The 9,866-nt window shown below is 40.4% G+C and carries 7 protein-coding genes; 1 reads left to right on the top strand and 6 read right to left on the bottom strand.

Features of this window, described 5'->3' with window-relative positions:
* Positions 1 to 159: 159 nt before the first annotated feature.
* On the top strand, positions 160 to 1,449 hold the full coding sequence (locus DXD68_RS23020) for a DUF1080 domain-containing protein (RefSeq protein ID WP_122363792.1): 1,290 nt from the start codon (positions 160 to 162) through the stop codon (positions 1,447 to 1,449).
* 61 nt (positions 1,450 to 1,510) lie between these two features.
* Here DXD68_RS23020 and DXD68_RS23015 read toward each other — a convergent pair whose 3' ends face one another.
* From DXD68_RS23015 to DXD68_RS22990, 6 genes are all read right to left on the bottom strand, one after another.
* Positions 1,511 to 1,882 carry a Spy/CpxP family protein refolding chaperone gene (locus DXD68_RS23015; protein ID WP_122363791.1) on the bottom strand — a complete coding sequence of 124 codons (372 nt, stop codon included), beginning with the start codon at positions 1,880 to 1,882 and terminating at the stop codon, positions 1,511 to 1,513.
* A gap of 107 nt (positions 1,883 to 1,989) precedes the next feature.
* Positions 1,990 to 3,585: a beta-N-acetylhexosaminidase gene (locus tag DXD68_RS23010; protein ID WP_122363801.1), complete on the bottom strand. Its 1,596-nt coding sequence runs from the start codon at positions 3,583 to 3,585 to the stop codon at positions 1,990 to 1,992.
* A gap of 184 nt (positions 3,586 to 3,769) precedes the next feature.
* A complete protein-coding gene (locus tag DXD68_RS23005; protein WP_122363790.1) occupies positions 3,770 to 4,624 on the bottom strand; it encodes a sugar phosphate isomerase/epimerase family protein in 855 nt (284 codons plus the stop codon).
* Positions 4,625 to 4,645: 21 nt separating this feature from the next.
* Positions 4,646 to 6,160 carry a Gfo/Idh/MocA family oxidoreductase gene (locus DXD68_RS23000; RefSeq protein ID WP_122363800.1) on the bottom strand — a complete coding sequence of 505 codons (1,515 nt, stop codon included), beginning with the start codon at positions 6,158 to 6,160 and terminating at the stop codon, positions 4,646 to 4,648.
* A gap of 109 nt (positions 6,161 to 6,269) precedes the next feature.
* Positions 6,270 to 7,667 (bottom strand): sugar porter family MFS transporter, encoded by a 1,398-nt coding sequence (locus DXD68_RS22995; RefSeq protein WP_122363799.1) that lies wholly within the window; start codon positions 7,665 to 7,667, stop codon positions 6,270 to 6,272.
* A 10-nt stretch (positions 7,668 to 7,677) separates the two neighbouring features.
* Complete coding sequence (locus tag DXD68_RS22990) at positions 7,678 to 9,813, bottom strand: hypothetical protein (RefSeq protein ID WP_122363798.1); 2,136 nt, start codon at positions 9,811 to 9,813, stop codon at positions 7,678 to 7,680.
* Positions 9,814 to 9,866 lie beyond the last annotated feature (53 nt).

The following is a 9,866-nucleotide window of genomic DNA, read 5'->3' as shown; positions in this document are numbered from 1 at the left end:
GGAAAGCCTTTCGACAGCTATCGAAATATCTTACCACAGCTATCGAAAGGTAAACTGTTTGAGATGTGAATCGGATTTCAATACATTTTTTAAAGATTTTGCATAAGATGTTTTCCTATCTTTGTCCCATATCATTATCAATTAAAACTTAATTCTAAAATGGAATCAGTAGTGAAAAGAGTAGCTGCAACAAGTTTGTTAGCCTCTTGTGCAGTATCATTAGCTCTGTTTACCTCTTGCGCAGGTGCAGAACAAAACACACTTACTCCCGAAGAAGTGGCCGGTGGATGGCAACTCCTTTTCGACGGAAAAACACTCGATGGGTGGAAAGATTACAATGGAACAACCCTCACACAGCCATGGCATGTCGTTGACGGATGTATCCAGGCAAAAGGTGACGGCAGCGATGCCAGCGGTTATATTGTAACCGATAAACAGTATGAAAACTTTGAATTGTCATGGGACTGGAAACTATCAAAGGGAGGTAACAGCGGTATGCTTTACCACGTTGTAGAACGTCCTCAGTTCGCTGTGCCTTATGTCACCGGTCCGGAATATCAGTTGATCGACGAACCTAATTTCCCGGAACCACTGGAAGAATGGCAAAAACTGGGCGTAGACTACGCTATGCATTTGCCAGACAAATCTAAAATGAAAGTTAATCCGCAGGGCGAATGGAACAATTCTAAAATTGTATTTGATAATGGTCATGTAGAACATTGGCTGAATGGTCAGAAGATTTTGGAATTCGAAGCATGGACCGACGATTGGTATGAAAAGAAAAACAGCGGAAAATGGGCAAACGCTCCTGAATATGGTTTAGCTAAAAAAGGTGTTCTTTGTTTGCAGGACCATGGTTATCCTGCCTCTTTCCGTAATATAAAGATCAAAGAACTTCCGCGCAAAAGCAAAGAAGTAAACCTTTTCAATGGAGTCGACCTGAAAGGTTGGGAAGCATACGGAACTGAATTATGGTATGTAAAAGACGGTTTGCTGATCTGCGAAAGCGGTCCGGATAAGAAATATGGCTACCTGGCAACACGCGATTATTATGATGATTTTGACCTGACTGTTGAATTCAAACAGGAAGCAGACGGTAACTCCGGTGTATTTATCCGTTCTTTCATTGAAGAAGATGTAAAAGTCAACGGATGGCAAGTTGAAGTCGCTCCTAAAGGACACGATACCGGTGGTATCTATGAATCATACGGACGCGGATGGTTAGTCCAAATTCCGGATGAAAAAGAAACTATCCTGAAAGAAGGTGACTGGAATACCATGCGTATCAAAGTGCAGGGCGATAACGTACAAACCTGGTTGAACGGCGAAGAAATGGTAAACATCAACGATGAGAAAATCGGTGCCGGACAAGGTCGCATCGCTTTACAAATCCATGATGGCGGTGGCATCAAAGTGCTATGGCGCAACCTGAAACTGAAAACGTTATAATCCATACTAATAAACACAAAAATCCCCGACAGAATATTCTGCCGGGGATTTTTTATTTTTATCATCTACGTCCATGTCCCTTTTTACGAGGGCTATCCGCTTTTTTCTGTTTCTCCTGATATTGTTTGTACTGTTCGTCTGTCAGAATCTTCTTTATCTGAGCATCTTTTTCAGTACGCATAGCTGTCATTTTTTCCCGCATCTTTTCACGGTCTTCTTTGACAGATTCACGTTCTTTCTTCATCTGCTCTCTAAAGTCAGCTTCCACCTTACGATATTCAGCTGCTTGTTTATCATCGAGTTTCAATTCTTCGATCATTTTCTCACTACGTTTGGAAGGATCTCCCTTCTTTCCCTGGCGATCACCGCCCTGTGCAAAAACTGTTGCTGTACTAATCAGGATAACCAAAAACAATCCTATTACCTTCTTCATAAACTACTACTTATTACTTAAATTAATATTTAACTGTTTGTGAAGCGCTTCGATATAATAGACTTTGTTACATGGAAATAGTTTAATCACTTTGAAAAATATTTTTTTTATTCAACCGGTCCGATCACCAGTCCTTCGGCCGTCCATTTATTGACAAAATGACCGAGAGAATTCAAGAATCGGTTGAAATCTTTCTTCTCCGTCCCCGTCCATCCGGTTTCAGCATAGGCAGCAATACGCGGATAAATTTTCTGATTCATACTTTCGACCGTCGGAATAAATTCACTCCACATCTGGCAACCCAGTCCCAACACCTTACCCTGTTCTTCTGGAGATAATCCTTCGGGGATCGGATTGAATGAATAAGCCTTGGATAATGGGATCGATTTATAATCATAATCGATATAAGTATATATATGATAAGAATTTACAATGTCATATCCTTTGTCGATCGCTTTCTTGATAAGTTCGGGATCCCCTTTCCAAAAGTGAACGATAGTACCTTTAGCAAGCTGTTGATCAACATCTTTCGTATCTTCGGCAGACTGATATTCATGCAATTTATCTCCTGTAATTTCGTTCCATCCCATCATTTTCTTACCTTTCGCCGCAAGCATATTTGAAACTTCATTCGTAAAATAGATCTGTAGTTCCGCAGGCGTTTTCAAACCTTTCTTAGCCATATAACTACGTATAGCAGGAGATTCTTTCCATTGGTTATATTTTACTTCATCGCCACCGATATGAAATACCGGACTAGGGAACAAAGCGATAACCTCATTCGTCACATCATCCAAAAACTCCATCACACGGGGATCGGAAACATTCAAAACGTCATAATGCACACCAAACTTACCTGGGACTTTGATCTGTTTACCACTTGTACCCAACCAGGGATAAGAAGCAATAGCGGCACTGGCATGTCCCGGCATGCTGACTTCCGGTACAATCGTGATATGCCGTTTAGTCGCATAATCAACGATTTCCTTTATATCTTCCTGCGTATAGAAGCCTCCATGCGGCTTTCCATCATACACATCACTTCCAAAATGATTAATTTCCGAAGAATCGCGGAAAGCACCGATCTCCGTCAGTTTCGGGTATTTCTTAATTTCAATTCTCCATCCCTGATCGTTGGTAAGATGCCAATGGAAAACATTCATTTTCAACCCAGCCATTTCATCCAGCAGATCTTTCACGACTTCTTTCCCTTTAAAATAGCGTCCTTCATCCAACATAAAAGCACGCCATGAAAAAGCCGGATAGTCAGTAACTTCAGCTCTCTGAACCAGATATTTTCCGTCTTTCTCTTTAATAATTTGACGCAGTGTTTGTACACCATTCAGTATACCGGCAGAAGAATTAGCCTTGATATTTATTTTACCGGAAGTAACTTCCAGCTGGTAACCTTCCGGTTTATCCGGCAAAACTGTCGGATCGAGCATCAGGTTAATGTCTCCTTTCCCTGAATCTTTAAGGGTTGCTTCCACAGAAAAGTCAGAGGAAAGAACCGCTTGTAACAATTGAGCTTCATTGTTCAAATCACCGGAATAAGAAATAGCCGGATCTTCCCCCATCTTGAAAAAGCCCGGTGTGTAACTGATTTCCTGAGGTTGCGGAATAACCGCATACTCTTCAACGGGTGGAGCCTGGCAGGCACAAAGAAGCACTAAAAACAATGAGATTAACAAGTTTGTTTTCATAGAATTAAATTTAATACTGGACAATAATTAATCGCACCTTCAGAATAAAATTCTTTATTCAACAATTTTACAAAGATAAAATATTAATACAGATACTCAAAAACGAAAAACTGGAATGTCAAATAAACATTCCAGTTTTTACAATTCATCATAAAGTACAAACGATTAAACAATTCCTTAAATACTAAAATATCTCATTTGTTACCTTATTGAAATAAGTTATGCATTCCCTTATATCAGAAATAGAATTTTCCCAGTTATATTCATATTCAATCGAGAATATCCCTTTGAAACCTTGCGCCTTCAGTTCCTTCAACATGCCTTTAACATCAAGTATACCTGTCCCCCAGATCACATCGTGCTGCCCCTCTTCTCCAACCTTTTTTATTGCTATATCTTTAAAATGAAGGGATATAATGCGCCCACTCAGTTTTTTCAGACATTCTGTCTGATCAAGTCCTTCCCTGCGCCAATGTCCAACATCGGCACACGAACCGAGTGAACGGCTACGGAAAGAGATAGCCTGTAATAAATTCTCTGGTTTCCAGTAATCAGATGGTTGAGGATGATTATGTACTGATATGTTAATGTCGTACTGTTTCGACAATTTTTCTACCAAATCCCAGTCATCGAGTGCCGGTTCACAGGTTATAAACTCCATTTCCATCGCTCTAGCAAAACGAAACATTTTTTCCCAGTCGGAGGATTTTTCAGCAACATATACGCCGGTTCCAACAATTTTTATTCCTTTAGAAGCGGCCAGTTCTTTCAACTCCCTTTGAGTTTGGGTATCCAAATCAAAGTCGAACACCAGGTCACCCCACTTACCTCCCAACTTGTGCCCAGGATATACTTCTATATATTTCAAACCTAATTCCTGTGTTTTATCGAATGCTTCTGCCAATGAGAACAGATGAAAACTATACGATTGCATCCCCAAACGCCAGCCGTTTTTTTCTGCTTTAGTCTGTGCTTGCACGGAAATGAAGAATAAACCACAAACCAGAAACAATAACATATTGAATAATCGCTTTTTCATGATTGACTTATTTTTCTCGAATTATTTAGGCATATCCGGTAAGGAAAAACCATTGCTATAAGTGTGCCTGATCCATTCGTTTGCCATTTCTGCTGCATTAAATTCAGCAAAGCGGCGGTCGAAACGAGGATCACCGTCTATTACATTGAAATCATCTACCGTAACGATCTTTATTTTGTCTGTAGAAGAGATATTGGTAAAGCGCATATTCTCTCCGTCCCATTGCAATCCACGGTGTAATCCTTGCAATCCAGATAACCGTACAGCCAGGACTCCCATCACAACCATTTCATTGAACGGACCGGAAAACTGAAAGTTGGAAGAAGCTTCCGTTCGGTTTTCAGGAGATTCTTTACATGCACGTATCCAATCCTGTTCGTGGGCATTTGTCGACCAAATATCTCCATTACCACCTTTAATCCTGGCAATAGTAGGTTTAGGCTGATTAAAATGTTCCATATCGGAGACAGGTAATAAAGTCGGATTCATCCCGTAACAGCCTGTCATGATTTTACCTTTCGTACCGATAAAGATAATACCTCCGTTTTCATCACCCATCATTTGTCCGTCTTTCAGCTCTTCCGGGCGAGGCGGCATCAACCCTCCATCATACCAGTAAACTTTTACTTCCGGCATTTTTACATTTCCTCTTGCCGGACGCTCCGGGAAAGTATAAGTAACAACCTGAGCATGGGGAGGAGAGTACAAATTACTCAATGTAGAACTACCGATAACACTGGTCGGATATTTAAGCTCAAGTGCCCAATACAACGGATCCATGATATGACAGGCCATATCTCCTAACGCTCCTGTTCCAAAGTCCCACCAGCCACGCCAGTTCCAAGGGGTGTAAACCGGATTATATGGGCGTTTCTGCGCCGGCCCAATGAATAAATCCCAATCCAAAGTCTTCGGACATTTGGCAGCATCCTTGGGTTGTATCAATCCCTGGGGCCAAATCGGACGATCAGTCCAGCAATGGACTTCATACACTTCACCGATAGCACCTGCTTGTATCCACTCCGTAATCTGACGACACCAATCAAATGAATTACCCTGGTTTCCCATCTGTGTAGCCACCTTATATTTCTTAGCCAGCTTGGTAAGTAAACGTGACTCGTAAACAGAATGAGTAAGCGGTTTTTGTGTATAACAATGTTTACCCAATGTTATGGCATGAGCTGTTACACCGGCGTGCGTATGATCTGGAGTTGCAACCATGATAGCATCAATCGACTTTCCGATCTCGTCAAACATCACACGCCAATCTTTAAAACGTTTTGCATTTGGATAATCCTTAAAAGTCTTATCGGCATAATGCCAATCAACATCACAGAGTGCAACAATATTTTCCGTATTCATATTTGCCAGATTACGGCGTCCCATACCACCGACACCAATACCAGCTATATTCAATTTATCACTCGGGGCAATATGTCCGTAAGTTCTGCCTAATACAGAACCTGGAATAATGGTAAGACCTGCTGCCATAACAGCACTTGTCTTCAAAAAATTTCTTCTTGAAATATTTTTCATAACTATTACTACAATATAAATCAGCAACTAATACCGATTTTGTTAATTCTAAAACTAGCCAAACTACTACGATAATCACTATCCCGTCTTACCACGTAGCATATTTTTTTCACTTTATCCAGTTTTGTTCTATTTCTTCCAATGATTTACCGGTTGTTTCCGGAATTAATTTCCATATTATTAATATGTAAGGAACACACATGACCGCAAACAGGAAAAATGTTCCCGCCGGTGTCAAAGTCAAGAGCATCCAAGGTGTAAGTTGCCCTATTAAATAAGTTCCTACCCACAAGGCAAAACCAGCGATAGACATGCCTAGTCCTCTGATTTTCGCAGGATACATTTCCGACAGAAGCACCCATACCACAGCACAAATAGAGATCGCACAACAAAAAATATAACACAAGAAAAATACCAATAAAAAAAGGCTGGATATAGAGATTGATCTATTCAATATAAAATAACCACCGATAAGCAACAAGGATACAATCATTCCTGACACTCCATAATACACCATTTTTTTTCGCCCAACCCGATCTATTATTATCAGTGCGAGAATAGATGTCAGCATATTAACAAGTCCGACCAGTACCTGAGAAAAAAGAGAATCTCCACTGGAAAGGCCCGCACTTTCAAAAATCGATGGTCCATAGTAAAGAACAGCATTCACTCCCATAAACTGTCCCAAAATAGCAATACAGACACCTATCATCACAATCTTTAGGATTTCCGGCTTAAACAACAGAGCCCATTCGGATTTTGATTCACACCGGATAACAGATAATGTTTCATTCAACTGCGCCTTAACATCTCCCCCATCACGATAGATTTCAGAAAAAACTGAAAAAGCTTCCGCTTCCCTCCCTTTCAAAAGTAGCCAACGAGGGCTTTCAGGTATAAAGAAAATAATCACAAGAAAAAACAAAGCCGGAAAAGTTTCCATACCCAACATTCCCCGCCAAACTTCCGTTATAAACAGACGATTTAACCATGATGCCATTAAAGAAATATCACCTTTCCCAAACTGTAATAAAATGTAATTAGTAAGATATGCACCTAAAAAACCGACTGTAATTGCAACTTGATAAAGTGATACCAACCGCCCACGATATGCTGCGACAGATACTTCCGAAATATAAAGAGGAGAGACAACAGATACTATGCCAATGCCAACACCGCCAATGATGCGATAAACGACCAGTTGATTAAAATCTGTGCTGAACGCACAACCAATAGCAGAGGCTGAAAACAAAATGGCAGAAAAAATCATTGTTCGTTTCCTTCCCGTCATATCACTCAATATACCAGCCATAAGAACTCCGACAATCGAACCAACAAGTGCGCATCCGACATACCATCCTTGTTGCAGCGAGTCCAACTGAAACAAGTGGGTGACTTGAACAATCGTTCCGGAAATAACAGCTGTGTCATATCCAAACAGGAAACCACCCAAAGCTGCTACCACAGAAAGAAAAATAAGATAACCAAAATTTATTTTCGTTTTCATACTCACTTTATTAGTTTTCGAACATTGTTTGTAGCACTTCATCCATATAAGATTTCACTGCAACATCTTTTGTTTTATCCCAAAAACTGGTATCATCCTCAATCAATACCTGCGTACCAATAATCCAACTCTGAATCCAACCGGTCAAAGTAGACCATGCCCCCCAACCATGATCAGCATTTGAGGCCCAATAATCCCACCGGTCATAATCGAAAGCACGATACCAGGCTCCATCTAAATGAGCATACCTGTCACTCTTTACCTGAATACGGATCAAAAAATCCGACAATTTTTCTACAGCTTTTTTATATTGAGAATTACCTGTCGCTTTTGCAGCTTCATTCAACGAAAAAAAAGCAAAATTTGAAGTATATAACATATCCGCCACCGGATCACCATTATGTGATATAAGCGGAGCTTCTGTTACACCATACTCCTTATTAGATTTAGCTTTTCCAAAGGTACCTGTACTACTATTTCCTAACTCTTCCCTGATCGCACCTGATGCCTGTTGATTCTCCAGCAAACGACTTACTACCCGATCCAGCCACTCCCTATGCTCCGGAGTATCCTTTACCCGTACTAACCAGGCCAACGGCAGTATCATTCGTGCTCGTTCCTGCTGGATTCCATTTGTCCACTTCCAACCATCCGGATAGTTTTCCATTGTAAGCCTGATAGCTTTTTCTGCTTTTTCTAACAGCGGCTGATAGCCTGTTTTGTCATAAAGCCATAAATAACAGGCCCACATCCAAGACTCAAAATGAGGATGAGGATTCACGAGTTCAGGACGTTTTGCATAATATCGCCATCCCTTTTCCATAACCTGAGATTCCTCCAAGCGACCACCATTACCGAAAAAACCATTTACATTACTTAAGCGGAAATTAGCCAGTATATTCTCTACAATTTCCTTATTCCACCGATCGTAACCCATAAAAGCTGAAGCACCGATCAATCCAAGTACCAAACGGGCATTGTCATCTGCATAAAAAACATAAGGATGAGTATCGGACCAACCAATCAATCCATAAACCGGACTAAAAGGGTCTATCCTTTTCCCAGCTCTAAATGCTGAATTTTTCAAAACATACTCCATCAAATTTTTTGAAACCTCTTCATAAGTTGGATTATTCAACAACTTTCCACCGGAAGCAAGAGCAAACGCTACTTCTCCCTGCACATCAGCCCTGAGCCAATACCGAAAATCTTGTTCCCCATCATAATAGATATTGGAGGCATGACCTTCAAGAATCCCCATTGTACCATTTCCGACTTTACTATCAGTCGGAAGTGCACGGGCTACAGGCATTAATCCATCTCCCTGCCGTTCCAATTGTAGTTCTTTCCATGACGAATCAATGAAGAAACGACCATTGAAAAACCATTCCAGACCTCTGCTTATCATATTCTTTCCTGCATCGGTCGGAAGAGATAGCCCTTTACTATAAGTCGGTTTTACATCAGAAGGCCACTCTGTTAAAAAGGTAAAATCTGAATCATCCGTTACAAATGAAATGATATATTTCCATATAGATTGCCAGGAGGCAAGAGGTTCGTAACGACCTGTCCGAAAATTACTGAGTTTCGTAAATGCGATCAACATATTCTCTCTCTCACATAATAATGGATAGCTCTCTACATCTTCTATTCCATATTCAGCCTGATCAAAACCTGCGACACGAGCCAGCACAATCAAGGGATCATCCACCTTTGCCACACGGGTATAGCAATCATTAATCCCTATAATATCCATTGGTTTCAGGTTCTCCAGTTTATCACAGGTAATCACTCCACGTTCCAAAGATGCATGAAAAGTTTCTTTTTCAATATGCATATCCGGCAACAGATCCGGATATTCCAAATAAACCTTGATCTTCTTCTGTTGTGCCAATTTGTATGTTTCTTGTGTTATTTTAAGAGGAGACACCGGATAAGTATCACAAATGATAACAGCAGCTGAACCATTGGTCGCTTTTTCTATCATTGCCTCCGGAGAGTCAAACCTTTCCAGTTTGAATCCCTCGTCTTTAAGTAACTGAAATACTTCACTCTGCTCACTACCACAAAAATATACCGTTTTCTTTTCTACACAGCCACATAACAAAAGAAAAAGCCCCCAAAACCATAATAATTTTAAATTCATATTTTTCATATATTACTATTTGAGAAAAAATGTCACGAATATAAAGGAGGATA

The sequence above is a fragment of the Parabacteroides sp. TM07-1AC genome, from assembly GCF_003480915.1.
Classification (GTDB): Bacteria; Bacteroidota; Bacteroidia; order Bacteroidales; family Tannerellaceae; genus Parabacteroides; species Parabacteroides chongii.
The sequence above is the reverse complement of the archived record's forward strand: the minus strand, read 5'-3'. Positions and strand labels throughout refer to the sequence as shown.

Bases quoted from the DNA above. Each gene is read 5' to 3' on its own strand.
- DXD68_RS23020 (WP_122363792.1), top strand. From the start codon at position 160: ATGGAATCAGTAGTGAAAAGAGTAGCTGCAACAAGTTTGTTAGCCTCT.
- DXD68_RS23015 (WP_122363791.1), bottom strand. From the start codon at position 1,882: ATGAAGAAGGTAATAGGATTGTTTTTGGTTATCCTGATTAGTACAGCA.
- DXD68_RS23010 (WP_122363801.1), bottom strand. From the start codon at position 3,585: ATGAAAACAAACTTGTTAATCTCATTGTTTTTAGTGCTTCTTTGTGCC.
- DXD68_RS23005 (WP_122363790.1), bottom strand. From the start codon at position 4,624: ATGAAAAAGCGATTATTCAATATGTTATTGTTTCTGGTTTGTGGTTTA.
- DXD68_RS23000 (WP_122363800.1), bottom strand. From the start codon at position 6,160: ATGAAAAATATTTCAAGAAGAAATTTTTTGAAGACAAGTGCTGTTATG.
- DXD68_RS22995 (WP_122363799.1), bottom strand. From the start codon at position 7,667: ATGAAAACGAAAATAAATTTTGGTTATCTTATTTTTCTTTCTGTGGTA.
- DXD68_RS22990 (WP_122363798.1), bottom strand. From the start codon at position 9,813: ATGAATTTAAAATTATTATGGTTTTGGGGGCTTTTTCTTTTGTTATGT.